This is a genomic window from Pseudomonas sp. 8(2025), from assembly GCF_052665325.1.
This window is the reverse complement of the sequence record NZ_JBQOIE010000006.1, coordinates 95,202-120,330: the sequence shown is the minus strand read 5'-3', so window position 1 is coordinate 120,330 and position 25,129 is coordinate 95,202. Positions and strand designations below refer to the sequence as shown.

21 protein-coding genes are annotated in these 25,129 nt (G+C 61.9%); all 21 read right to left on the bottom strand.

The genetic code is table 11. The features are described from left to right. Nucleotides 1-5: 5 nt before the first annotated feature. Nucleotides 6-1,538, bottom strand: coding sequence for an NADH-quinone oxidoreductase subunit M (nuoM, locus tag ACUXVH_RS13870; protein WP_019092840.1), 1,533 nt, complete (start codon nucleotides 1,536-1,538; stop codon nucleotides 6-8). Nucleotides 1,539-1,577: 39 nt separating this feature from the next. Further along, a complete protein-coding gene (nuoL, locus tag ACUXVH_RS13865; RefSeq protein WP_011062194.1) occupies nucleotides 1,578-3,431 on the bottom strand; it encodes an NADH-quinone oxidoreductase subunit L in 1,854 nt (617 codons plus the stop codon). Then, the gene (gene nuoK / locus ACUXVH_RS13860; protein WP_011062193.1) at nucleotides 3,428-3,751 is read right to left on the bottom strand and encodes an NADH-quinone oxidoreductase subunit NuoK; all 324 of its coding nucleotides are present in this window, start codon (nucleotides 3,749-3,751) and stop codon (nucleotides 3,428-3,430) included. The genes nuoL and nuoK overlap by 4 nt, the downstream gene beginning before the upstream one ends. Before the next feature lie 4 nt (nucleotides 3,752-3,755). Then, the gene (nuoJ, locus tag ACUXVH_RS13855; protein ID WP_011062192.1) at nucleotides 3,756-4,256 is read right to left on the bottom strand and encodes an NADH-quinone oxidoreductase subunit J; all 501 of its coding nucleotides are present in this window, start codon (nucleotides 4,254-4,256) and stop codon (nucleotides 3,756-3,758) included. 9 nt (nucleotides 4,257-4,265) lie between these two features. Further along, on the bottom strand, nucleotides 4,266-4,814 hold the full coding sequence (gene nuoI, locus ACUXVH_RS13850; protein WP_003223795.1) for an NADH-quinone oxidoreductase subunit NuoI: 549 nt from the start codon (nucleotides 4,812-4,814) through the stop codon (nucleotides 4,266-4,268). An 11-nt stretch (nucleotides 4,815-4,825) separates the two neighbouring features. Further along, the gene (nuoH, locus tag ACUXVH_RS13845; protein WP_011062191.1) at nucleotides 4,826-5,833 is read right to left on the bottom strand and encodes an NADH-quinone oxidoreductase subunit NuoH; all 1,008 of its coding nucleotides are present in this window, start codon (nucleotides 5,831-5,833) and stop codon (nucleotides 4,826-4,828) included. Then, nucleotides 5,830-8,544 (bottom strand): NADH-quinone oxidoreductase subunit NuoG, encoded by a 2,715-nt coding sequence (gene nuoG / locus ACUXVH_RS13840; protein ID WP_065363236.1) that lies wholly within the window; start codon nucleotides 8,542-8,544, stop codon nucleotides 5,830-5,832. The genes nuoH and nuoG overlap by 4 nt, the downstream gene beginning before the upstream one ends. Nucleotides 8,545-8,681: 137 nt before the next feature. After that, nucleotides 8,682-10,037 (bottom strand): NADH-quinone oxidoreductase subunit NuoF, encoded by a 1,356-nt coding sequence (gene nuoF / locus ACUXVH_RS13835; RefSeq protein ID WP_011062189.1) that lies wholly within the window; start codon nucleotides 10,035-10,037, stop codon nucleotides 8,682-8,684. Further along, nucleotides 10,034-10,531: an NADH-quinone oxidoreductase subunit NuoE gene (gene nuoE / locus ACUXVH_RS13830; RefSeq protein ID WP_011062188.1), complete on the bottom strand. Its 498-nt coding sequence runs from the start codon at nucleotides 10,529-10,531 to the stop codon at nucleotides 10,034-10,036. The genes nuoF and nuoE overlap by 4 nt, the downstream gene beginning before the upstream one ends. 2 nt (nucleotides 10,532-10,533) lie before the next feature. After that, entirely contained in the window at nucleotides 10,534-12,315 is a 1,782-nt protein-coding gene (gene nuoC, locus ACUXVH_RS13825) for an NADH-quinone oxidoreductase subunit C/D (protein WP_011062187.1), read from the bottom strand. Nucleotides 12,316-12,385: 70 nt separating this feature from the next. Continuing rightward, the gene (locus ACUXVH_RS13820; RefSeq protein WP_011062186.1) at nucleotides 12,386-13,060 is read right to left on the bottom strand and encodes a NuoB/complex I 20 kDa subunit family protein; all 675 of its coding nucleotides are present in this window, start codon (nucleotides 13,058-13,060) and stop codon (nucleotides 12,386-12,388) included. Nucleotides 13,061-13,070: 10 nt separating this feature from the next. Then, nucleotides 13,071-13,484 (bottom strand): NADH-quinone oxidoreductase subunit A, encoded by a 414-nt coding sequence (locus tag ACUXVH_RS13815; protein ID WP_011062185.1) that lies wholly within the window; start codon nucleotides 13,482-13,484, stop codon nucleotides 13,071-13,073. Between the two features lie 603 nt (nucleotides 13,485-14,087). Continuing rightward, nucleotides 14,088-15,413, bottom strand: a complete 1,326-nt coding sequence (aceA, locus tag ACUXVH_RS13810; RefSeq protein ID WP_011062184.1) for an isocitrate lyase — start codon at nucleotides 15,411-15,413, stop codon at nucleotides 14,088-14,090. 515 nt (nucleotides 15,414-15,928) lie between these two features. Further along, a complete protein-coding gene (locus ACUXVH_RS13805) occupies nucleotides 15,929-16,684 on the bottom strand; it encodes a secretin N-terminal domain-containing protein (RefSeq protein WP_019092908.1) in 756 nt (251 codons plus the stop codon). 178 nt (nucleotides 16,685-16,862) lie between these two features. Then, entirely contained in the window at nucleotides 16,863-17,285 is a 423-nt protein-coding gene (locus tag ACUXVH_RS13800; RefSeq protein ID WP_011062182.1) for a GNAT family N-acetyltransferase, read from the bottom strand. Further along, the gene (locus ACUXVH_RS13795) at nucleotides 17,278-18,444 is read right to left on the bottom strand and encodes a ribosomal protein uL16 3-hydroxylase (protein ID WP_015636294.1); all 1,167 of its coding nucleotides are present in this window, start codon (nucleotides 18,442-18,444) and stop codon (nucleotides 17,278-17,280) included. The genes ACUXVH_RS13800 and ACUXVH_RS13795 overlap by 8 nt, the downstream gene beginning before the upstream one ends. Before the next feature lie 83 nt (nucleotides 18,445-18,527). After that, nucleotides 18,528-19,898, bottom strand: a complete 1,371-nt coding sequence (purB, locus tag ACUXVH_RS13790) for an adenylosuccinate lyase (RefSeq protein WP_019092906.1) — start codon at nucleotides 19,896-19,898, stop codon at nucleotides 18,528-18,530. A 119-nt stretch (nucleotides 19,899-20,017) separates the two neighbouring features. Beyond that, entirely contained in the window at nucleotides 20,018-20,641 is a 624-nt protein-coding gene (gene hflD / locus ACUXVH_RS13785; protein WP_011062179.1) for a high frequency lysogenization protein HflD, read from the bottom strand. After that, the gene (mnmA, locus tag ACUXVH_RS13780) at nucleotides 20,638-21,771 is read right to left on the bottom strand and encodes a tRNA 2-thiouridine(34) synthase MnmA (protein ID WP_065363237.1); all 1,134 of its coding nucleotides are present in this window, start codon (nucleotides 21,769-21,771) and stop codon (nucleotides 20,638-20,640) included. The genes hflD and mnmA overlap by 4 nt, the downstream gene beginning before the upstream one ends. Before the next feature lie 71 nt (nucleotides 21,772-21,842). Next, entirely contained in the window at nucleotides 21,843-22,289 is a 447-nt protein-coding gene (locus ACUXVH_RS13775) for an NUDIX hydrolase (RefSeq protein WP_065363238.1), read from the bottom strand. A gap of 161 nt (nucleotides 22,290-22,450) precedes the next feature. Further along, the gene (locus tag ACUXVH_RS13770) at nucleotides 22,451-24,676 is read right to left on the bottom strand and encodes an NADP-dependent isocitrate dehydrogenase (RefSeq protein WP_065363239.1); all 2,226 of its coding nucleotides are present in this window, start codon (nucleotides 24,674-24,676) and stop codon (nucleotides 22,451-22,453) included. Nucleotides 24,677-25,129: the final 453 nt, after the last annotated feature.

Sequence of the window (25,129 nt, the reverse complement as noted above, 5' to 3'; positions counted from 1 at the left end):
CGCTCTTACCGGGCCGAAGCGAGTTGAGTGAAGGCGGTGCTGAGCCATTGCTGCACGCCATGCATGGTGGCGGCAGAGGTATCGAGGAACGGTTGCGGGTAAACGCCGATGTAGATCAGCAGTACCGCCAGCCCCAGCACCATGATCAGTTCGCGAGCATCCATTCCGTGCAGTACCGCGTCCGACTTGGACGGGCCGAAGTAGGCACGGTGGATCATGATCAGCGAGTAGACCGAGCCGAACACCAGGCCCGAAGTCGCGATCGCGGTGATCCATGGAGCGCTGACGAAGGTGCCGATCAGGATCAGGAACTCGCCGACGAAGTTGCCGGTGCCCGGCAGGCCCAGGGAGGCGGCTGCGAAGAACAGGCTGATGGCCGGCAGGTAGGCGATACGCGACCACAGGCCGCCCATTTCACGCATGTCGCGGGTATGGGTGCGCTCGTATAGCTGGCCGCTGAGGATAAACAGCGCGGCTGCCGAAACACCGTGGGCCAGCATCTGGATCACCGCGCCCTGCAGGGCCTGCTGGCTGCCGGAGTAGATCCCGATCAGCACGAAGCCCATGTGGGAAACGCTGGAGAAGGCGATCAGGCGCTTGATGTCGGTCTGGGCGAAGGCCAGGAAGGCACCGTAGAAGATCCCGACCAGACCCAGGGTCATGGCGATCGGTGCGAACTCTGCCGAGGCGTTGGGGAACAGTGGCAGGGCGAAACGCAGCAGGCCGTAGGCCGCCGTCTTCAGCAGGATGCCCGCCAGGTCCACGGAACCGGCGGTCGGTGCCTGGGCGTGAGCGTCAGGCAGCCAGGAGTGGAATGGCACCACGGGCAGCTTCACCGCGAAGGCGATGAAGAAGCCGAGCATCAGGATGTACTCGGTGGCAGTGGACATCTTGGTTTTCAGCAACTGGGCGTAATCGAAGGTGATAACCCCGGTGTTGTTGAAGTTCACCAGCACCAGGCCCAGGATCGCCACCAGCATGATCAGGCCGGAAGCCTGAGTGAAGATGAAGAACTTGGTCGCTGCGTAGATCCGGGTTTTCTTGCCGTCTGCCGAGCTGTGACCCCAGAGCGCGATGAGGAAGTACATCGGCACCAGCATCATTTCCCAGAAGAAGAAGAACATGAACAGGTCCAGCGCCAGGAACACGCCGACCACGCCGCCCAGGATCCACATCAGGTTCAGGTGGAAGAAGCCCACGTGGCGCTGGATCTCTTTCCAGGAGCAGAGTACCGAGAGGATACCCAGCAGGCCGGTCAGCAGGATCATCAGCAGCGACAGGCCGTCCAGCGCCAGGTGCACGTTGATGCCGAAGCGCTCGATCCACTGGTGCTTGAACTCCAGGGCCCAAGTCGGATCGACGCCAGGCGCCGGAGCATATGAATAGTTACCGTGGGCCCACAGCCAGAGGCCGAGGGCGAGTTCCAGGGTCATGGTCAACAGCGCAATCCAGCGGGGGAGGGTGGCGCCGAAGCGCTCACCCAGCCAGCACAGCAGGCCGCCGATGAAGGGGATCAGGATTAGCCAAGGCAGAATCATGACGGGCTCAATTCCTTTCGCAAGTTCGCAAGGTTCATATCAGACCGCTACCAGCACAATGGCGCCGATGACCAGCACGGCACCGGCTGCCATCGAGGCGGCGTACCAACGCAGTTGACCGGTCTCGGTACGGCTCAGGGAGGTGTGACCCCCTTTGGCCATACGCGGTATCAAACCGATGGTCTGATCGAGCGGGTCCTTGCGCAGTACGTGGCTGATGGCCAGGTATGGCTTGACGAACAGTTTGTCGTAGATCCAGTCGAAGCCCCAGGCGGCGAACCACCAGGCCGAGAGCAGACGCCCGATGCCGCTGTTGGCGATGGCGGTCACAACGCGACGCTTGCCAAGGAACAACAGGGCGGCCAGCAGGATACCGGCCAGGGCGATGGCGCCCGAGGCGATTTCCAGGCTGTGCTTGGCTTCGCCACCGGCATGGCCGACGCTTTGCGGCAGCACGCCATGCAGGGGCGGGGTGATCATCGCGCCGATCGCAGTGGACAGCACGATCAGTACCACCAGCGGCAGCCAGTGGGAGATCCCGTGGCCGGCGTGGGCTTCGGTCTTGGCTTCACCGTGGAAGGTGATGAAGATCAGGCGGAAGGTGTACAGCGAGGTCATGAACGCACCCACCAGGCCGGCGTACAGCAGGCCATGGTTGCCGCTGGCGAAGGCTTCCCAGAGGATCTCGTCCTTGGAGTAGAAGCCTGCGGTCACCAGAGGCAGGGCCGCCAGGGCCGCGCCGCCGACGATGAAGCTGGCGTAGGCCAGAGGCAGTTTCTTCCACAGGCCGCCCATCTTGAAGATGTTCTGCTCGTGGTGGCAGGCAACGATCACCGCACCGGAAGCAAGGAACAGCAGGGCCTTGAAGAAGGCGTGGGTCATCAGGTGGAAGATCGCGCCGTCCCAGGCGCCAACGCCCAGGGCCAGGAACATGTAGCCGATCTGGCTCATGGTGGAGTAGGCGAGGATCCGCTTGATGTCGGTCTGCACCAGCGCGGCGAAACCGGCCAGTACCAGGGTCACGCCGCCGACCAGGCCCACCAGGTGCAGGATTTCCGGCGCCAGGGTGAACAGGCCGTGGGTACGGGCGATCAGGTAAACACCGGCGGTGACCATGGTTGCGGCGTGGATCAGTGCCGAAACCGGGGTCGGGCCGGCCATCGCGTCCGCCAGCCAGGTCTGCAGTGGCAACTGGGCAGATTTACCCACGGCGCCACCCAGCAGCATCAGGGTTGCCAGGGTGATCCAGAAGTCACCGGCCTGGAATTTCTGCGGAGCCAGCACCAGCAGTTCCTGGACGTTCAGCGTGCCCACCTGTTGGAACAGGATGAACAGGCCGATGGCCATGAACACGTCGCCGATACGGGTAACGATGAAGGCCTTGAGTGCGGCGTTACCGTTGTTGCGGTTGCTGTAGTAGAAACCGATCAACAGGTAGGAGCACAGGCCCACGCCTTCCCAGCCGAAGTACAGGAACAGCAGGTTATCGCCCAGTACCAGGAACAGCATGCTGGCGATAAACAGGTTGGTGTAGGCGAAGAAGCGCGAGTAGCCGGCTTCACCACGCATGTACCAGGACGCGAACAAGTGGATCAAAAAGCCCACGCCCACCACCACGCCCAGCATGGTCACGGACAGACCATCCAGGTACAGGGCGAAGTTCGGCGCGAAACCGTCCACCGACATCCACTGCCACAGCACCTGGGTGTAGTGGCCACCCTCGGGCGGTGCGACGTTGAATTGCCAGATCACGTAGGCAGCAACGATGGCCGACAGGCCAATGGAGCCGACACCGATCAGGGCCGAGAGGTTTTCCGAGAGGCGTCCACGGGAGAACGACAGCAGCAGGAAACCGATCAGGGGGAATACGAAAGTCAGAAAGAGAAGGTTCATCCGCGCATCTCGCTGGCTGCATCGATATCGAGAGTGTGGAAGCGGCGGTACAGCTGCAGCAGGATCGCCAGGCCGATACTGGCCTCGGCGGCTGCCAGGCTGATCACCAGGATGAACATCACTTGTCCATCCGGCTGCGCCCAGCGGGCACCCGCAACGATGAAGGCCAGTGCAGAGGCGTTCATCATCACTTCCAGGCTCATCAACACGAAGAGGATGTTACGGCGGACCATCAGGCCGACCAGACCGAGGCAGAACAGGATACCGGCAACCGCCAGGCCATGTTCCATCGGGATAGTACCGAGAGAGATAGTAGGCATCGTATTACTCCTTCGCCTCGTTGCGGCCCAAGTGGAACGCCGTGACGGCCGCGGCAAGCAGCAGCATCGAGGCGAGTTCGACCACCAGCAGGTAAGGACCGAACAGGCTGATGCCCACGGCCTTGGCGCTGACGGTGGTTTGACCGATACCGGCACCGCTCTGATGGCTGAACAGTACGTACAGCAGTTCAGCCAGCAGCAGCGCGGCCAGGATGACCGGGCCGATCCAGATGCCGGGCGTGAGCCAGATGCGCTCTTGCTGAGCCGCGGCCGGGCCGAGGTTCAGCATCATCACCACGAACACGAACAGCACCATGATGGCACCGGCGTAGGCGATCACTTCCAGGGCACCGGCGAACGGCGCGCCAAGGCTGAAGAAGGTCATGGCCACGGCGATCAGCGAAATGATCAGGTAGAGCAGGGCGTGCACAGGGTTGGTATTGGTGACCACACGGAGTGTGGAGACAACCGCAACACCTGACGCGAAATAGAAAGCGAATTCCATCTTTCTTCCTTAAGGCAGCAAGCTCTTCACGTTGATCGGCTCGGCTTCATTCTGCGCGGAGCCTTTTGGCTTACCGGCAATGGCCATACCTGCAACACGATAGAAGTTGTAATCAGGGTTCTTTCCGGGACCGGAGATCAGTAGATCTTCTTTCTCGTAAACCAGGTCCTGACGTTTGAACTCGGCCATCTCGAAATCCGGTGTCAGCTGGATCGCGGTGGTCGGGCAGGCTTCCTCGCAGAGGCCACAGAAAATGCAGCGCGAGAAGTTGATGCGGAAGAAGTCCGGGTACCAGCGACCGTCTTCGGTTTCAGCTTTCTGCAGCGAGATGCAACCCACGGGGCAGGCCACGGCGCACAGGTTGCAGGCTACGCAACGCTCTTCGCCATCGGGGTCGCGGGTCAGGACGATGCGGCCACGGTAGCGTGGAGGCAGGTAGACCGGCTCTTCCGGGTATTGCAAGGTGTCGCGCTTGCGAAAGCCATGGCCGAAGACCATGACCAGGCTGCGCAACTGGGTACCAGTACCCTTAACGATGTCGCCAATATATTTGAACATGGGTCAAATCCTCACTGAACCGCAACCGCAGGTGTGTTCCACAACACAACCGCAGCGGTTATCAGCAAATTGATCAGGGTCAGTGGCAGGCAGAATTTCCAGCTGAAGTCCATCACCTGGTCATAACGCGGACGCGGGATGGAAGCGCGCAGCAGGATGAACAGCATGATGAAGAACGCGGTCTTCAGTGCGAACCAGACGAAGGACAGTTGCGGCAGGATGCCGAACGGACCGTGCCAGCCACCGAAGAACAGGGTGACCAGCAGCGCCGAGATCAGGATGATGCCGATGTATTCACCGACGAAGAACATGCCCCATTTCATACCGGCGTATTCAATGTGGTAGCCGTCGGCCAGTTCCTGCTCCGCTTCCGGCTGGTCGAAGGGGTGACGGTGAGTCACGGCCACGCCAGCGATGAAGAAGGTACAGAAGCCGAAGAACTGCGGAATGATGAACCACAGGTTCTGCGCCTGGTACTCGACGATGTCGCGCATGTTGAACGAGCCGACCTGTACCACGATGCCCATCAGGGCCAGGCCCATGAACACTTCGTAGGACACGGTCTGCGCCGAGGCACGCAAGCTGCCGAGCAGGGCGAACTTGTTGTTGCTCGACCAGCCGGCGAACAGTACCGCGTAGACCGACAGACCGGCCATGGCGAAGAAGAACAGCAGGCCGATGTTCAGGTCCGCCACGCCCCAGGTCGGGGTGATCGGGATGATCGCGAAGGCGATCAGCAGGGCGGACATGGCCACCACCGGTGCCAGGGTGAAGATCACCTTGTCGGCAAACGGCGGAGTCCAGTCTTCCTTGAAGAACATCTTCAGCATGTCGGCTGCGATCTGGAACATGCCGAACGGGCCAACACGGTTCGGACCGTAACGGTCCTGCCACCAGCCCAGCAGGCGACGTTCGACGAAGCTCAGCAGCGCACCGGCGATCACTACGGCCAGCAGGATGACGATGGCCTTGACGACCGTCAGGATCACGTCGATCACTTCAGGGGTAAACCAACTCATTGTGCCGCCTCCTGCAGACCATCAACGGAAATGCCTGCGATTGCCGGAGGAATACCCGCCAGGCCGGCAGGCAGGCCCACCAGGCCAGCACCCAGCTCTTCGTTGATGCGCAGCGGCAGACGCAGGGTCTGGCCAGCCACGTTCACCGCGAGCAGGGCACCGTCGTTGACACCCAGGCGATCCGCTTCGGATTTGGCCAGAGCAACGTACGGAGCCGGGATGCGCTCCTGCACCGGAGCGGCTTTCGAAGAGTTTTCCTCGCTGCCGAACAGGTGGTAGAACGGCACGGCCTGCCAGGTGCCCGGGGCCGGGGAGAAGGCTCGCGGCACGCTGGCGAACCAGTTGAGGCGGTCGCCCTGGGTTTCGATCAGGCGAGTGCCCGGGTCACCGGCGCGCAGGTGGCCACCGACTTCGTCCTGGAACTTGTTCCAGGCCTGTGGCGAGTTCCAGCCCGGCGACCAGGCGAACGGCACTTGCGAGCGCGGTTCGACGGAGCCCGAGTAACCTTCCATGGAGTAGGCGAAGGCGGTATCCGGATCTTGCGGGGTACGTGGCTCGTGCACGCTCTGGTTGGCGCGCATGGCGGTACGGCCACTGTAGCGCAGCGGTTCGCGCGCCAGTTTCAGGCCCTTGATGCGGAACGCCGCGGAAGGTGCGGCATCGACGATGCTGGCCAGTTGCGCCGTGCTCGCGGCGCACGCTGCGGTCACGTGGTCCAGTTGGGTCCAGTCCACCGGCTTGTTCAGCAGGGTGCTGCGCAGGGCGTGCAGCCAGCGCCAGCCTTCGTGGACCATGATGCTGGCGTCCAGGTAGGTCGGATCGAAGACCTGGAAGAAGCGCTGGGCGCGACCTTCCTGGCTGACCAGGGTACCGTCGCCTTCGGCAAAGCTCGCCGCCGACAGCACCAGGTGCGCGCGCTCGACGGTCGCGGTTTGTTGATGATCGGCAACGATCACCACCTTCGCTGCGTTCAGTGCGGCATCCACCTTGGCTGCATCGGTGCGGGTGTACAGGTCGTTTTCCAGCACCACGATGGCGTCGGCCTTACCGTCGATTACCGCCTGCAGGGCCGCGTCCACGGATTCGCCACCAAGCATGGCCAGGCCGAGGCTGTTGGCCTCTGGCACGATCAGACTGATGGAGCCGGCTTTCTCGCGCAGCTTCAAGGCTTTGGCGATGTTCGCCGCCGCTTCGATCAGTGCCTTGGAGCCCAGGGAGGTACCGGAAATGATCAGTGGACGCTTGGCCGCCAGCAGAGCGTCGGCAATGCGTTTGGCCAGTTCCAGGGCTTCACTGTCCAGGCCTTCCACGGCAGGGGCACTGGCGTCGATGGCGTGGGCCACGGCGAAACCGATGCGCGCCAGGTCGTCTGGAGCGGCGTGTACACACTCCTCGGCCACGTCGTCGAGCTTGGTTTCAGCCAGGCTGGCGATGAACAGCGGGTTCAGCGCGTGCTGGCCGATGTTCTTCACCGCAGCGTCGAGCCAAGGCTGGACGCGCATGGCATCGGCCATTTCCTCGGCCTTGCCCTTGACCGACTGGCGCAGGGCCAGGGCCATGCGTGCGGCGGTCTGGGTCAGGTCTTCGCCGAGGACGAAGATGGCATCGTGGTCTTCGATGTCGCGCATGTTCGGAACCGGCAGCGGGCTGTCGTTCAGAACCTGCAGAACCAGGCGGATGCGCTCCAGCTCGGAGGCTTCGATACCGGAGTAGAAGTGCTCGGCACCTACCAGCTCACGCAGCGCGTAGTTGCTTTCCAGGCTGGCGCGGGGCGAACCGATACCGACGATGTTACGGCCGCGCAGCAGGTCTGCGGCCTGATCCAGTGCCTGGTCCAGGGTCAGCTTGGTGCCATCGGCCAGGCGTGGCTGGCGTGGACGGTCCTTGCGGTTGACGTAGCCATAGCCGAAACGGCCACGGTCGCAGAGGAAGTACTGGTTCACCGAACCGTTGTAGCGGTTCTCGATGCGGCGCAGCTCGCCGTAGCGCTCGCCGGGGGAGATGTTGCAACCGCTGGAGCAGCCATGGCAGATGCTCGGCGAGAACTGCATGTCCCACTTGCGGTTGTAACGCTCGGAGTGAGTCTTGTCGGTGAACACGCCGGTCGGGCAGACCTCGGTGAGGTTGCCGGAGAACTCGCTTTCCAGGGTGCCGTCTTCAACGCGACCGAAGTACACGTTGTCGTGGGCGCCGTAGACGCCCAGGTCGGTGCCGCCGGCGTAGTCCTTGTAGAAGCGCACGCAGCGATAGCAGGCGATGCAGCGGTTCATCTCGTGGGAAATGAACGGGCCGAGGTCCTGGTTCTGGTGGGTACGCTTGGTGAAGCGATAACGGCGCTCGTTGTGGCCGGTCATCACCGTCATGTCCTGCAGGTGGCAGTGACCGCCTTCCTCACAGACCGGGCAGTCGTGGGGATGGTTGGTCATCAGCCACTCGACGACACTGGCGCGGAACGCCTTGGATTCTTCATCGTCGATGGAGATCCAGGTGTTGTCGGTGGCCGGGGTCATGCAGGACATGACGATACGACCACGGGTGTCGTTCTCGTCGGTGTACTGCTTGACCGCGCACTGGCGACAGGCACCGACGCTACCGAGAGCGGGGTGCCAGCAGAAATAAGGGATGTCGAGGCCTAGTGACAGACAAGCCTGTAACAGGTTGTCCGCCCCATCGACTTCGAGCGCTTTGCCGTCTACGTGGATAGTGGCCATGGTTCAAAGTTCTTCGTTGGCCCGGTGTCAGCGGGCGTGGCTAATGGAATCTTGTTATGCGTGCGAATCAACACAGCCGTTCACGGCGTCATCGCACGTCGAGCGCAGGGCACGGACCCGGCGCCCTCATTTAAGCGTTACGCGCCGACTACGATCGGTCGGGCCAGAGGCGGGACGGCGGCGCTGGTGGGCGCGATGCCGGCTTCGAACTCTGGACGGAAATACTTGATGGCGCTGCCCAAAGGCTCCACGGCACCCGGTGCGTGAGCACAGAAGGTCTTGCCCGGGCCGAGGAAACCCACCAGGCCCAGCAGGGTCTCGATGTCCCCTTGCTGGCCCTGGCCTTTTTCCAGGGCCATCAGCAGCTTGACGCTCCAGGGCAGGCCGTCGCGGCACGGTGTGCAGAAGCCGCAGGACTCGCGGGCGAAGAACTGCTCCATGTTGCGCAGCAGGGACACCATGTTGATGCTGTCGTCCACCGCCATGGCCAGGCCGGTACCCATGCGGGTGCCCACTTTGGCGATGCCGCCGGCATACATCTGGGCGTCCAGGTGCTCGGGCAACAGGAAGCCGGTACCGGCGCCGCCTGGCTGCCAGCATTTGAGCTTGAAGCCGTCGCGCATGCCGCCGGCGTAGTCTTCGAACAGCTCGCGCGCGGTCACGCCGAAGGGCAGCTCCCACAGGCCGGGGTTCTTCACTTTGCCGGAGAAGCCCATCAGCTTGGTGCCGTGGTCTTCGCTGCCTTCGCGGGCCAGGGATTTGTACCATTCCACGCCGTCGCCGATGATCGCCGGCACGTTGCACAGGGTCTCGACGTTGTTCACGCAGGTCGGCTTGCCCCACACGCCCACGGCGGCAGGGAAGGGCGGCTTGGAGCGCGGGTTGGCGCGACGGCCTTCCAGGGAGTTGATCAGTGCGGTTTCTTCACCGCAGATGTAACGCCCGGCGCCGGTGTGGACGAACAGCTCGAAATCGAAGCCGCTACCCAGGATGTTCTTGCCCAGAAGGCCTGCGGCCTTGGCTTCTTCCACGGCACGACGCAGGTGCTTGGCGGCGGTGGTGTACTCGCCCCGCAGGAAGATGTAGCCGCGGTAGGTTTTCAGTGCGCGGGCACTGATCAGCATGCCTTCGATCAGCAGATGGGGCAGTTGCTCCATCAGCATGCGGTCCTTCCAGGTGTTGGGCTCCATTTCGTCCGCGTTGCACAGCAGGTAGCGGATGTTCATGGATTCGTCTTTGGGCATCAGGCCCCACTTCACACCGGTGGGGAAGCCCGCACCGCCGCGACCCTTGAGGCCGGCATCCTTGACGGTCTGCACGATGTCGTCCTGGGACAGGTCGGCGAAGGCCTTGCGGGCCGCCGCGTAACCGTTCTTGGCCTGGTACTCGTCGAACCAGACCGGCTCGCCGTCGTCGCGCAGGCGCCAGGTCAGGGGATGGGTTTCTGCGGTGCGCGCAATGCGGTTCGCAGGACCGAAAGAGGTCAGGGTCATACGTAGCCCTCCAACAGTTTGGCCACGCCAGCAGGCTGCACGTCGCCGAAAGTGTCGTCGTCGATCATCAGCGCCGGTGCCTTGTCGCAGTTGCCCAGGCAGCAAACCGGCAGCAGGGTGAAGCGGCCGTCGGCGGTGGTCTGGCCGAGGCCGATGCCCAGCTCGCTCTGGATCTGGCTGACCACGGACTCGTGGCCGCCGATGTAGCAGACCATGCTGTCGCAGACGCGAATGATGTGGCGGCCCACTGGCTGGCGGAAGATCTGGCTGTAGAACGTCGCCACGCCTTCAACGTCGCTGGCAGGAATGCCGAGGATCTCGCCGATGGCGTAGACCGCGCCGTCAGGCACCCAGCCACGTTCCTTCTGGACGATCTTCAGGGCTTCGATGGACGCCGCGCGCGGGTCCTCGTAGTGATGCATCTCGTGCTCGATGGCCGAGCGCTCGGTTTCGCTCAGGGCGAAACGGTCTGTCTGGATAAGCGTGCTGTTCATGCTTAGCGGTCCACGTCGGCCATAACGAAGTCGATACTACCCAGGTACGCGATCAAGTCCGCGACCATGCTGCCGCGGATCACCGAAGGGATCTGCTGCAGGTGGGCGAAGCTTGGGGTACGGATCCGGGTGCGGTAGCTCATGGTGCCGCCATCGCTCGTCAGGTAATAACTGTTGATGCCCTTGGTCGCTTCGATCATCTGGAAGGATTCGTTGGCCGGCATCACCGGGCCCCACGAAACTTGCAGGAAGTGCGTGATCAAGGTTTCGATGTGCTGCAGGGTGCGCTCTTTGGGTGGCGGCGTGGTCAGCGGGTGATCCGCCTTGTACGGGCCTTCCGGCATGTTGCGCAGGCACTGGTCGATGATCTTGATGCTCTGGCGCATTTCCTCGACGCGAACCATGCAGCGGTCATAGGCGTCACCGTTGGCGGCCAGCGGGACTTCGAACTCGAAGTTCTCGTAGCCGGAGTACGGACGGGCCTTGCGCAGGTCGAAATCGCAACCGGTGGAGCGCAGGCCGGCACCGGTGACGCCCCATTCCAGGGCTTCCTTGGTGTTGTAGGCGGCAACGCCGATGGTCCGGCCCTTGAGGATGCTGTTCTGCAGGGCAGCCTTGGTGTATTCGTCGAGGCGCTTGGGCAGCCATTCGACGAAGTCCTTGACCAGCTTCTCCCAGCCACGCGGCAGGTCGTGGGCGACGCCACCGATGCGGTACCAGGCCGGGTGCAGGCGGAAGCCGGTGATGGCTTCGATCACCGTGTAGGCGCGCTGACGGTCGGTGAAGGTGAAGAACACCGGGGTCATGGCGCCGACGTCCTGGATGTAGGTGCCCAGGAACAGCAGGTGGCTGGTGATCCGGAAGAACTCGGCCATCATGATGCGGATGACGTCGACCTTCTCCGGCACCTTGATGCCGGCCAGTTTCTCGACCGAAAGCACGTACGGCAGGTTGTTCATCACCCCGCCGAGGTAGTCGATACGGTCGGTGTAAGGGATGAAGCTGTGCCAGGACTGACGCTCGGCCATCTTCTCGGCACCACGGTGGTGGTAGCCGATGTCCGGTACGCAGTCGACGATCTCTTCACCGTCCAGCTGCAGGATGATGCGGAAGGCACCGTGGGCCGAAGGGTGGTTCGGGCCCAGGTTGAGGAACATGTAGTCCTCGTTGGCACCGGAACGCTTCATGCCCCAGTCTTCCGGACGGAAGCGCGCGGCTTCTTCTTCCAGCTGCTGCTTGGCCAGGTTCAGGCTGAACGGGTCGAACTCGGTGGCGCGGGCCGGGAAGTCCTTGCGCAGCGGGTGACCTTCCCAGGTCGGCGGCATCATGATCCGCGAAAGGTGAGGGTGGCCGGCAAAGTCGATGCCGAACATGTCCCAGACTTCACGTTCGTACCAGTTGGCGTTGGGCCAGATACCGGTCACGGTGGGCAGGCTGAGGTCGCCTTCGGACAGGGCCACCTTGATCATCACGTCGCTGTTACGTTCGATCGACAGCAAGTGGTAGAACACGCTGAAATCGGCACCCGGCAGGCCTTGGCGCTTGGTGCGCAGGCGCTCGTCTACGCCATGCAGGTCATAGAGCATGACGTACGGCTTGGGCAGGTTGCGCAGGAAGGTCAGGACTTCAACGAGTTTGGAGCGGGTAACCCACAGCACCGGCATGCCGGTGCGGGTGGCTTGGGCGGTGAACGCCTCAGGGCCAAAACGGTTATTGAGTTCGACGACCACATCCTGGTCGTCAGCCTTATAAGGCGGGATGTACAGAGCACTGCCTGTAGTCATGGTTTTTTATCGCTTTCGGTCAACGTAAAGAGTGAAGCCAGGTTCGTTTCTTTGTAAGAACAGAACTGGATCAGACTTCGTCAGGGCTGCGCAGGTTGGTGACCTGTATACGCTGTTCGCGGCGCTGTTCCTTTTGCGACGGCATCTCGGCGCGATACACGCCTTGGTCGCCGACGACCCAGGAAAGTGGGCGACGCTCCTGGCCAATGGATTCCTGCAAGAGCATCAGGCCTTGCAGGAACGCTTCGGGGCGGGGCGGGCAGCCAGGTACGTAGACGTCCACGGGCAGGAACTTGTCCACCCCCTGGACTACCGAGTAGATGTCGTACATGCCGCCGGAGTTGGCGCACGAACCCATGGAGATAACCCATTTTGGCTCGAGCATTTGCTCATAGAGACGCTGGATGATCGGCGCCATCTTGATGAAGCAGGTCCCGGCGATAACCATGAAGTCCGCCTGACGCGGCGATGCCCGGATAACCTCGGCGCCAAAGCGCGCGATGTCGTGGGGCGCCGTGAAGGCGGTGGTCATTTCCACGTAGCAGCAGGACAGGCCGAAGTTGTACGGCCACAGGGAGTTCTTACGCCCCCAGTTGACCGCGCCGCTCAGCACGTCTTCGAGCTTGCCCATGAAGATGTTTTTGTGGACCTGATCCTCTAACGGATCGGAAACGGTTTCCCGTTCGCCGATCGGGTACTGATCGTTAGGAGCATCGGGGTCGATCCGGGTGAGATTGTATTGCATCGCCAAAGCCTCATTGTTTTAGCTTCGCCTGCCGCTTACGACGACCTTCCGGAGCCCAGTCAAGAGCCCCCACCCGCCAAAGGTAGACAAGACCTGCCAACAGAATTGCTATGAAAACGAGAGCTTCGACGAATCCGGTCCAGCCGCTTTCGCGGACGGACACAGACCAGGCAAAGAGAAAGAGGGCTTCGATATCGAAGATCACGAAGAGCATCGCGACCAGATAGAATTTGGCTGAGAGCCGCAAGCGGGCGCCACCGGTAGGTAGCATGCCGGACTCGAACGGTTCGTTTTTGCTGCGGCCCCAGGCTTTTGACCCGAGGAGGCTGGAGACGCCGAGCATGAAGGCGCAAAGGCCGACAACGCCCAGAAGGAAAATGGCAAAGCCCCAGTTGTGGGCCATGAGTCCTGTCGCTTCGGGCATGCTGGTAATCCTTAACAGAGAGCAAGAGTCTCTGAGCTTGATAAAGAAATAAAGCAGTGACGATATGTCGCAGCGCAATCAATCGCGCTGATTTTATGGCTAAACACCGGGCAAGTAAAATTTCTAAAGCGAAATTGTTTATCGTAATAAGGACATAGCTCACCCCGGTAGCCCCGTAAGCCGCGGCCTGCGGGCATTAGGGGAGGTTTTGTTAATTATGTTTTGTAGCGGCTGTAACGAAAGTTACAACTGCTAAATGATAATCAATATTGTTTAGAGGCTATTTTAATCTGCTTTCCTTCGGGGAGTGGGAAAGTTGCTTGTTATATCCCTGTTACTGCAAGTAGCAGGGGCGCACCTTTTAACCTCTTTCGCCCTTGCTAACACCGCCCTGGATCAATGTTTGGCCAGCTTTTTTGCAGGGGCGGGCATGGCGAGGCTTTTGAGGAGGGCGCGCAGGGTAGAGGTTCGCCGGCAAGCCGGCTCCTACAGGAGGGGTGGGCAAAAAAAACGCCCCGAACCAGTCGGGGCGTCAGCTGTACAGCAATGCAGTTGTTTTTACCGGGTCTGCATTGGCCGCTCGATCAAGCCGTGAGGCCTAAATCAGTGGAACTGTTCTTCTTCGGTGGAGCCGGTCAGCGCGGTTACCGAGGACGAGCCACCCTGGATCACGGTGGTCATGTCGTCGAAGTAGCCGGTGCCCACTTCCTGCTGGTGAGCCACGAAGGTGTAGCCCTTGGCGGCGTCAGCGAACTCTTGCTCTTGCAGTTTCACGTAGGCGGTCATGTCGTTGCGGGCGTAGTCGTGCGCCAGGTTGAACATGCTGTGCCACATGTTGTGGATGCCGGCCAGGGTGATGAACTGGTGCTTGTAGCCCATGGCGGACAGTTCGCGCTGGAACTTGGCGATGGTCGCGTCGTCCAGGTTCTTCTTCCAGTTGAAGGAAGGCGAGCAGTTGTACGACAGGATCTGGTCCGGGTATTCCTTCTTGATCGCCTCGGCGAAGCGACGGGCTTCGTCCAGGTCCGGCTTGGCGGTTTCGCACCAGATCAGGTCGGCGTACGGAGCGTAAGCCAGGCCGCGGGCGATTGCCTGGTCCAGGCCGGCTTTCACTTTGTAGAAGCCTTCCTGGGTGCGGGTGCCAGTCACGAATGGCTGGTCGTACGGGTCGCAGTCGGAAGTCAGCAGGTCAGCGGCGTTGGCGTCGGTACGGGCCAGGATGATGGTCGGTACACCGGCAACGTCGGCCGCCAGACGGGCAGCGGTCAGCTTCTGTACGGCTTCCTGGGTTGGAACCAGTACCTTGCCGCCCATGTGGCCGCACTTCTTCACGGAAGCCAGCTGGTCTTCGAAGTGAACGCCGGCGGCGCCTGCTTCGATCATGCTCTTCATCAGCTCGTAGGCGTTCAGTACGCCGCCGAAACCGGCTTCAGCGTCGGCCACGATCGGTGCGAAGTAGTCGATGTAGCCGTCGTCGCCCGGGTTCTTGCCGGCTTTCCACTGGATCTGGTCGGCGCGACGGAACGAGTTGTTGATGCGCTTGACCACGGTTGGAACCGAGTCCACCGGGTACAGCGACTGGTCGGGGTACATGGATTCGGCGGAGTTGTTGTCCGCAGCCACTTGCCAGCCCGACAGGTAGATCGCCTGGATACCGGCTTTAACCTGTTGTACAGCCTGGCCGCCGGTCAGGGCGCCCATGCAGTTGACGAAATCTTTATCAGGACGGAAGGACGGCTTGGCACCTTGGGTGACCAGGTTCCAGAGCTTCTCGGCGCCCATGCGTGCCAGGGTGTGCTCGGGTTGAACCGAGCCACGCAGACGGACCACGTCGGCAGCGGAGTAGGTGCGAGTCACGCCTTTCCAGCGCGGGTTTTCAGCCCAGTCTTTTTCAAGGGCTGCAATTTGCTGTTCGCGTGTCAGTGCCATGGAGATAAACCTCGTCGCGTCTTGTGTAAAAAGTCGTTCTTGGTTGGAGAATTCCGGCTCCGCCGATCACGCGTCATAACGCTGCGTAAAAGGCTGCTCGCTGACCAGGAAGCTTATGGCGGTCAAGTCGGGTCTGGCGGGGATGGCGACGGGTGAACGATGGGCTCGAGGGGAAAGTGAGCAGGTGAAGGCGAGCTGCGGGGCGCATGCCGGCGTCGTGGGCCTTGGTGCGTTCCATCAGTGTGTTGCCGATCTACCTAATTACGCTTCCGTCCCTCGGGACAACTTCGTTCCAGTCGCAATCTCGTCAAACACACCTTGTGGGCGGTACAGACACGAATCGGCTCAGGTGGGTAGGTTAGAGCGGCGATCCGAAGGCCCTTGCCAGGGCCCCTGATTAGCGGGAGCGAGGCCATCATGCCCGCGGTTTTTTGGCTCGTCAAATGTTTTGTAGTGCTTTTTTTGTGGCACTACATCTTTGGTCTAATACGACTAATCAGTCAGTTTTTGGTGCTTTAGTCCAAGGCATCGACCTTGACCCGCAAGGTCATGTCGTCCCGGCCTTGAGTCGAGTAGCTGCGGCCCGGGCCCTGTTTATCGGCCTGGGTCTGGCGATTGACTCCGGCCAGGGTGATCCATTCGCCCAGGCGCCCACTGACAGTTGTGTCGGTGCTTTGCACGTTCACTACATCGGGACGCTCCTGGCTCATGCGGTCACGGTTGGTGCTGATGCTCAGGTGCACGGTTTCACCGGTAACGCTGGCGGTGACATAGAAGCCCTGAGTGACGTTGCGGTACTGGGTCTGGTTCTGCAGGCGCCCGTAGGGGTCGGTCTGGGTGGTGGTCAACGGCACGCTCTGGCCGACCTGGATCAGCGCTGGCACGCCTTCGCTGGCCTGGATCTGCTGGATACCGCCGTCGCGGCTCTCGGTGCTGCGGTTGATGATCCGCGTCTGCGGTACGCCGTTGACCGAATAGCCCTGGTTGTCCTGAAGGTTGTTTTCGTTGGTGTCGACGGTGATCAGCAGGCGTTTGGCCGCGGTGTCCAGTTGGGCGATAAAGGCTCGCAGTTCGGCGATCTTGTCCGGCTCGGCGTTGACGATCAGCTGGTTGCCATAGGCGCTGACCTTGCCGTCCTTGCCGAGGAAGTTCTGCGCCACCGGCAGCAGGTCGGCACTGGTGCGGTTGTTGAGGGGCACGATCTCGGTGGCGGCCATGACCGAACAGCTGAAGGTCAGCAGCAGCGTCGTGAGCAGGGTGCGTAGGGACATATCCGTTATCTCCGCGAGTAGCTGGCGTAAAGCCTTGAGTTTGACACTTTGTCGGCTTTGGGTGGGGCAAGTTGAATCGCGCACGGCAAAACGCCCCGGCATCCTGGTCTCCAGCTTAGTTGCCGGAGGAGGGATGGCGGGGCGTTTTGGCTGGCCGTTGCCGCGAGCGGCGTGTCGGTCAGGCGCCGCGAACCATGTCGACGTGGGGAATGCCCGCTTCGAGGAACTCCTCGCTGACGATGGAGAAGCCCAGGCGCTCATAGAACGCCGTGGCCTGGACCTGGGCGCTGAGCATCTGCTGCTTCAGGCCGCGCTTTTCGGCTTCATCGATCACCGCGCGCATCAGCGCGTCGCCAACCTTCAGGCCGCGCCAGTCCTTGAGCACCGAAACCCGGCCCACATGGCCGTCGGGCAGCAGGCGCGCGGTGCCGATGGGGAAGTCGCCCTCGAAGGCCAGGAAGTGCACGGCGCTGTCGTCGTCGGCATCCCACTCCAGTTCGGGCGGCACCGATTGCTCGGCAATGAATACGGCTTCACGGATGCGCCGGATCTCGGCGTTGTCCTTTTGCCAGTCTGCGACACGTACGTGAATCTTATTCATCGGCAAACCCCAGGCTCCCTTGCTTGACCAGTTCACACAACAGGCCGCGCCCATCGTCATCCGCCAGCCACTGGCCGAGGTTGTCGATATGCAGGGCATCGGCGGCGCAAATCATTTTCAGCAGTTCGCGCAGCTTACCGGGAAGCAGGCGGCTTTGGCCGCTGGCGAACAGTAGCAGGTCTTCATCCACTTCCGACCAGGCCAGGCGCGCGCTCGGGTTGCGGATCAGGATCGCGCCCTGTTCCAGGCTGCCCAGCAGGTCTTCTTCTTCCAGTTCGGGTCCGGTCACCAGTTCCGGGTAGCGTGGTTCGGTCATGAACTGGCCGAACCAGGTCAGCAGCAGGCGCTCGTCGCTCATGTGCTCGGCCAGCAGGCCCTTGAGCCGGTCGAGGGCGTCCTGCTGGATCTGGTGCGGGTCGCTGGCCGGCTGCACGTCGGCGTCGGTGTAGCGGTCTTCGTCCGGCAGGAACTGGCCGAGGAAGTCGGTGAAGTGGGTCAGGACTTCGGCGGCGCTCGGGGCGCGGAAACCGACCGAATAGGTCATGCAATCGTTCACCGCAACACCATAGTGGGCCAGGCGCGGTGGCAGATAGAGCATGTCGCCGGGCTCCAGGACCCAGCTTTCGGTTTCTTCGAACTCGGCGAGGATGCGCAGGTCCGCGTGTTGCAGCAGCGGGCTTTCGGAGTCGCACATCTGGCCGATCTTCCAGTTGCGCTTACCAAAGCCTTGCAGCAGGAACACGTCGTAGTTGTCGAAGTGCGGACCGACGTTGCCGCCAGGCGCAGCGAAGCTGATCATCACGTCATCGATGCGCCAGCTCGGCAGGAAGCGGAAATGCTCCAGCAACTCGGCGACTTCCGGGACGAACTGGTCCACGGCCTGGACCAGCAGGGTCCAGTCGCGTTCCGGCAGCTTGCTGAACTCGTCTTCGGCGAAGGGGCCGCGGCGCAGTTCCCATGGGCGCTCGCCGTTCTCGATCACCAGGCGCGATTCGACTTCTTCTTCCAGGGCCAGGCCGGCCAGTTCGTCAGGTTCGATCGGGCTTTCGAAGTCAGGCAGGGCCTGACGGATCAGCAGGGGTTTCTTCTGCCAGTAGTCACGCAGAAATTCCCGTGCAGTGATGCCGCCCAGAAGTTGAAGAGGAATATCAGGATTCATGTGTAACCTATTGAAAAAGTGTACTTTTCTAGCAGGAATAAAAACGCCCGGCGCGGCCGGGCGTCAAAAGGTCGAGCAATCGGTCAGATGCGCTTGGCCTGGGCTGCGGCATTACCGATGTAGCTGGCCGGGGTGAGCTGTTTCAGCTCGGCCTTGGCCGCGGCGGGCATGTCCAGCCCGTCGATGAAAGTCTGCAGCGCTTCTGGGCTGATGCCCTTGCCGCGCGTCAGTTCCTTGAGCTTTTCGTAGGGGTTTTCGATGTTGTAGCGGCGCATCACGGTCTGGATCGGCTCGGCCAGGACTTCCCAGCAGGCGTCCAGGTCTTCGGCGATTTTCTGGGCGTTGAGCTCCAGTTTGCTGATGCCCTTGAGGCTGGCCTCGTAGGCAATCACGCTGTGAGCAAAGCCCACGCCCAGGTTGCGCAATACGGTGGAGTCAGTCAGGTCGCGCTGCCAGCGGGAGATCGGCAGCTTGCTCGCCAGGTGCTGGAACAGGGCGTTGGCGATGCCCAGGTTGCCTTCGGAGTTTTCGAAGTCGATCGGGTTGACCTTGTGCGGCATGGTCGAGGAACCAATTTCGCCGGCGATGGTGCGCTGCTTGAAGTAGCCCAGGGAGATGTAGCCCCAGATATCGCGATCGAAGTCGATCAGGATGGTGTTGAAGCGGGCGATGGCGTCGAACAGCTCGGCGATGTAGTCGTGCGGCTCGATCTGCGTGGTGTAGGGGTTGAAGGCCAGGCCCAGCTCGTCTTCGATGAAGGCGCGGGCGTTGGCTTCCCAGTCGATGTCCGGGTAGGCCGAGAGGTGGGCGTTGTAGTTGCCTACGGCGCCGTTGATCTTGCCCAGCAGCGGCACGGCAGCGACCTGGGCGATCTGGCGCTCCAGGCGGTACACGACGTTGGCCAGCTCCTTGCCCAGGGTGGTCGGCGAGGCCGGCTGGCCGTGGGTGCGCGACAGCATCGGCACTTCAGCGAAACGGATCGCCAGTTCGCGGATGGCGTTGGCGGTCTGGCGCATCAGCGGCAGCATCACTTCATCACGGCCTTCGCGCAGCATCAGGGCGTGGGACAGGTTGTTGATGTCCTCGCTGGTGCAGGCGAAGTGGATGAACTCACTGACGTTGGCCAGTTCAGGCAACTTGGCAGCTTGCTCCTTGAGCAGGTACTCGATGGCCTTGACGTCGTGGTTGGTGGTGCGCTCGATCTCTTTGACGCGCTCGGCGTGCTCCAGGGAGAAATTCTCTGCCAGGGCATTGAGGACGGCGTTGGCTTCGGCGGAGAACGCCGGCACTTCGCTGATGGCGCTATGGGCGGCCAGGCGCTGGAGCCAGCGCACTTCAACGAGGACGCGAGCACGGATCAGGCCGTATTCGCTGAAAATGGGGCGCAGGGCCTGGGTTTTGCCGGCGTAGCGGCCGTCAACAGGGGAAACCGCAGTGAGCGAAGAGAGCTGCATGGGGTGTTCTCGGACAGTCGGGCAACGAAATGGGGCGCGTATCATACATGAAAATATCCGCCGGTCCGTTGCCAACTGACCAGCGTCTTACGCGCAGCTCTTGAAAAATCAGGCGCAGCTCAGCTGCTGCGCATCAATGGATAAAGCTCTTTGAGCAATTTGCGCCGGCTGATCACCAGTTGCCAGCGATGGCCGCCCAACTGTCGCCACAGGCGTGCCGAGCGGATGCCGGCCAGCAGCAGGGCGCGGATCTTCGAGGCATTGCTGGGCTGCTGCAGGTTGCGCATGTCGCCGTGCACCTGAATGCGCTGGCGCAGGGTGCTCAGGGTGTCCTGGTACAGCCCGCCGCACGCGGCGATGACGTTTTCGTGGGCTGGACCGAAATGTTCTACCTGGGACTGGATCTGCGGCAGGCGTTTGCCGATGGTCTCCAGCAGGTCGTCGCGCTTGGCCAGCTGGCGCTCCAGGCCGAGCATCGACAAAGCGTAGCGCAGCGGTTCGCGCTGCAGGGTGCTGGGGTCGCGCTCCAGGGCGCCGATCAGGGCCCGGTAACCCTCGCGCAGGTTGATGTCGTCGCCGCCGTAGACTTCCAGGGTGTCTTTCGGGTCGCGGATCAGCAGGCTGCCGAGCATGCAGCTCAAGGCCGCTTCGCTGACCTGGCCGGTCTTGGCGATCCGGTCGACCAGCACGGCGGCCAGGAATACACCGCCCAGCGCCGTCAGTTGTTCCTGAATCGGGCTCATGGACGGGCGTCCTTGCTGCTCCAGGGTTCGGCCACTTCGATCACGCCGCCACCGAGGCAGATCTCGCCGTCGTAGAACACCACGGACTGGCCGGGAGTGACGGCGCGCTGTGGGTCGTCGAAGGTGGCGCGGTAGCCGTTGGCGGTCATTTCCAGGGTGCAGGGCTGGTCGCTCTGGCGGTAGCGCACCTTGGCGGTCAGGCGTCGCGGCTGGCTCAGGTCGATGGGGTTGACCCAATAGATGTCGGAGGCCAGCAGGGCGCGGGAGAACAGCCAGGGGTGATCATTGCCCTGGCCCACGATCAGCTCGTTGTGCTCCAGGTCCTTGATCAGCACGTACCACGGCTCTTCGCCGGCGTCTTTCAGGCCGCCGATGCCCAGGCCCTGACGCTGGCCGATGGTGTGGTACATCAGGCCGTGGTGGCGGCCGATGACTTCGCCTTCGGTAGTCTTGATCTCGCCGGGCTGGGCTGGCAGGTATTGCTTGAGGAAGTCACTGAAGCGCCGCTCACCGATAAAGCAGATGCCGGTGGAGTCTTTCTTCTTCGCCGTGGCCAGGTCGTGTTTTTCGGCGATGGCGCGTACTTCGGGTTTTTCCAGCTCGCCCACCGGGAACAGGGTCTTGGCGATCTGCTCGCCGCCAACGGCGTGGAGGAAGTAGCTCTGGTCCTTGTTCGGGTCCAGGCCCTTGAGCAGTTCGGTGCGGCCGTCGATGTCGCGACGACGCACATAGTGGCCGGTGGCGATCAGGTCGGCGCCGAGCATCATGGCGTAGTCGAGGAAGGCCTTGAACTTGATTTCGCGGTTGCAGAGGATATCCGGGTTCGGCGTGCGGCCGGCCTTGTATTCGGCCAGGAAGTGCTCGAACACGTTGTCCCAATATTCGGCGGCGAAGTTGGCGGTGTGCAGCTTGATGCCAATCTTGTCGCACACGGCCTGGGCGTCGGCCAGGTCGTCCATGGCGGTGCAGTATTCGGTTCCGTCGTCTTCCTCCCAGTTCTTCATGAACAGGCCTTCCACCTGGTATCCCTGCTCCATCAGCAGGAGGGCGGAAACGGAAGAATCCACGCCGCCGGACATGCCGACAATGACGCGCTTCTTTTGGGTGTCAGAAGGGGCTGGATCACGCATAGGAATTCAATGGGTGTCTTGAAAAAGGACGCGATTCTAACAGGCTGAGGCCTGCAAGGCTAAAACTGCGGTTAAAGCGACGGACGGATCAGTGCCAGGCTGTGCAGTTGGCCGTCCAGGTAGTCGTCCAGGCACTGCAGGATCAGCTCGCTGCGCCAGTTGGCCCGTTGTTCCAGCAGTTGCGCGCGGGTCAGCCAGCGTGGGCCGATGATGCCGTCGTCCAGTTGATAGTCCGGATGATGGCGCAGCGGCTTGGCGGCAAAGCACACGCGCTGGTAGGTCACGCCGTTGCTGGGGGCGGTATAGAGGTAGATACCGACCACGCCGGTCAACTCCACGTCCCAGCCGGTCTCTTCCAGGGTTTCGCGGATGGCGGCCTGGAGCAGGCTTTCATTGGCATCCAGGTGCCCGGCAGGCTGATTGAGTACGGCCTGTTCGCCCGAGTACTCCTCGACGAACAGGAAGCGCCCCTGATCCTCGACGATGGTGGCGACAGTGATATGGGGTTGCCATTCCATAAAGGCACTCCTTTATAAGGGGGGAAGCATTGTAGGAGCCGGCTTGCCGGCGAAGCGAGCGCCTCATGTTCGCGTGAGGGCAGTCGCCGGCAAGCCGGCGACTGCGGGCTCCAGAAGCACAAACCCCGGCGCGGGGCCGGGGTTTGTGTGTTCGCTCGTGCTTACACCAGCGCAGCAATGGCTGCGTTGAGGGTAGCGCTCGGGCGCATGGCCTTGCTCACCAGCTCAGGGTTGGCGCTGTAGTAGCCGCCGATGTCCACAGGCTTGCCCTGAACGCTGTTGAGCTCGGCGACGATGGTCGCTTCGTTCTCGGTCAGGGTCTTGGCCAGGGTGCTGAACTGCGCTTGCAGGGCGGCGTCCTCGGTCTGGGCGGCCAGGGCTTGGGCCCAGTACAGCGCCAGGTAGAAGTGGCTGCCGCGGTTGTCGATGTTGCCGACCTTGCGCGATGGCGACTTGTTGTTGTCGAGGAACTGGCCGGTAGCCTGGTCCAGGGTCTTGGCCAGTACCAGGGCTTTCGGGTTGTTGTAGGTGTTGCCCAGGTGCTCCAGGGAGGCGGCCAGGGCCAGGAACTCACCCAGGGAGTCCCAGCGCAGGAAGTTCTCTTCCAGCAGCTGCTGTACGTGTTTGGGAGCCGAACCGCCGGCGCCGGTTTCGAACAGGCCGCCACCGTTCATCAGCGGCACGATCGACAGCATCTTGGCGCTGGTGCCCAGTTCCATGATCGGGAACAGGTCGGTCAGGTAGTCGCGCAGTACGTTGCCGGTCACCGAGATGGTGTCCTTGCCGTCGCGGGTGCGGGCCAGGGTGAACTTCATGGCTTCAACCGGGGACATGATGCGGATGTCCAGGTCGCTGGTGTCGTGATCCTTCAGGTAGGCCTGAACTTTCTCGATCATCACGCCGTCGTGGGCACGCATCGGGTCCAGCCAGAAAATGGCCGGGGTGCTGCTGGCACGAGCACGGTTGACCGCCAGTTTGACCCAGTCCTGGATCGGCGCGTCTTTGGTCTGGCACATGCGGAAGATGTCGCCGGCTTCGACTTTCTGCTCCAGCAGCAGGCTGCCTTTGCTGTCGGTGACGCGAACCACGCCGTCAGCCTTGATTTCGAAAGTCTTGTCGTGGGAACCGTATTCTTCGGCTTTTTTCGCCATCAGGCCAACGTTCGGCACGCTGCCCATGGTGGTCGGATCGAACGCGCCATTGGCTTTGCAGTCTTCGATCACGGCCTGGTAGATGGTGGCGTAGCAACGGTCCGGGATCACGGCCTTGGTGTCGTGCAGCTGGCCGTCGGTGCCCCACATCTTGCCGGAGTCACGGATCATGGCAGGCATCGAGGCGTCGACGATCACGTCGCTCGGCACGTGCAGGTTGGTGATGCCTTTGTCGGAGTTGACCATGGCCAGGGCAGGGCGGGCAGCGTAGACGGCCTGGATGTCGGCTTCGATCGCAGCTTGCTGGTCGGCCGGCAGGGCCTTGATGCGGGCGTACAGGTCGCCGATGCCGTTGTTCAGGTTGAAGCCGATTTCCTGCAGCACGGTGGCGTGCTTGCTCAGGGCATCCTGATAGAACTCGGCAACGATCTGGCCGAACATGATCGGGTCGGAGACCTTCATCATGGTGGCCTTGAGGTGTACCGAAAGCAGTACGCCTTGCTTCTTGGCGTCTTCGATTTCAGCGGCGATGAAGGCGCGCAGGGCCTTTTTGCTCATTACGGCGCAGTCGAGGATCTCGCCGGCTTGCACGGCGGTCTTTTCCTTCAGGACGGTGGCAGTGCCGTCCTGGGCGATCAGTTCGATCTTGACACTGTCGGCTGCTTCGATCAGGGCCGCTTTTTCGCTGCCGTAGAAGTCGCCGTTGCTCATGTGGGCAACGTGGGACTTGGAGTCCTTGGCCCAGGCGCCCATCTTGTGCGGGTGCTTGCGCGCATAGTTCTTCACCGACAGCGGAGCGCGGCGGTCGGAGTTGCCTTCACGCAGGACCGGGTTCACGGCGCTGCCCTTGACCTTGTCGTAACGCGCCTTGGCGTCTTTGTCGGCGTCGCTGGTGACGGTCTCGGGATAGTCCGGCAGGGCATAGCCCTGGGCCTGCAGCTCTTTGATCGCGGCTTGCAGTTGCGGGACCGAGGCGCTGATGTTCGGCAGCTTGATGATGTTGGCTTCTGGGGTGACCGCCAGCTCGCCCAGTTCGGCAAGGTGGTCCGGCACCGCTTTGGTACCCAACTGCTCAGGGAAGCTGGCGAGGATGCGGCCGGCCAGGGAGATGTCGCGGGTTTCCACGGCGATATCAGCCGAAGCGGTGAAGGCTTCTACGATAGGCAGCAGGGAATAGGTGGCGAGGGCCGGGGCTTCGTCGGTGAAGGTGTAGATGATCTTCGAGCGGGTGGGCATATTCGGATTAACTCTCTTCTTTGCTAAAGCGTGCGCAGAAACTCGAGGTGCGCCGGGTAAGCGCTTTCGTTCAAAGGTCATCCATGAGCCGAATGTCGAGGTTTCTTCGCGGTGATGTTGGGTGCATCAGTCGAGCGTCAAGCGGGTGGGCTGCGGTAACAACCCGGCTTTGGGCGGCCATTCTCGGCTTGTTTTGTCGGTAGCAGAGCGTTCGGCCGTCGTGACTCTGTGGTCAGCGGCGGCATTATACATAGGTAGCTAGCAAAACGCCGATGCTTCATAGGCGCCCGTTCTCGTCCATTGGTCTAAAGGTCGCAGGCAGGGTGCAGGCGTAGAGTCGCTCGGGGTGCTTTACTTTGGCACTTTTCCCTTTGCTTTCAGGCTTGTAGGCCGCGAACTGTGCAGCTTTCACGGCATATGGGTGGAACATGAGGTTCCCGTCCAGATTCAACT